We start from the raw sequence: 281 nt of genomic DNA on the forward strand, positions 1-281 counted from the left end.
GGGCATCCGACGCGTCGGCCGCCGCCCGCGCCGCCTCGGCATAGAGCTTCGTGTAGACCTTCTCGTCGGCTGCACGACTGGCAAGACGTGACAGGATGTTTTCGAGACGGTCGCGGATTGATTGCATGTCGATGTCGGACTCCGCCAGGATAGAACGTCCTTCGGGCAAGCAGCCGCCAGGCCTGCCGAAGGAATAACCCGGCCAGCGTGCCTTTGCACCGGCCAGCGACAGGAAGATACTGATGCTGTACAAGGGCATCTGCCATTGCGGCAAGGTTGCG

At 62.6% G+C, this 281-nt stretch carries 1 protein-coding gene; it reads right to left on the reverse strand.

Annotation, left to right across the window (positions count from 1 at the left end; all coding sequences use genetic code 11):
- The coding region (locus EN786_RS37405) for a hypothetical protein (protein ID WP_135910237.1) at positions 1 to 281 on the reverse strand (281 nt) is incomplete at both ends.

Origin of the sequence: Mesorhizobium sp. M4B.F.Ca.ET.143.01.1.1 (assembly GCF_004792275.1) — a bacterium.
Lineage (GTDB): Bacteria > Pseudomonadota > Alphaproteobacteria > Rhizobiales > Rhizobiaceae > Mesorhizobium > Mesorhizobium abyssinicae.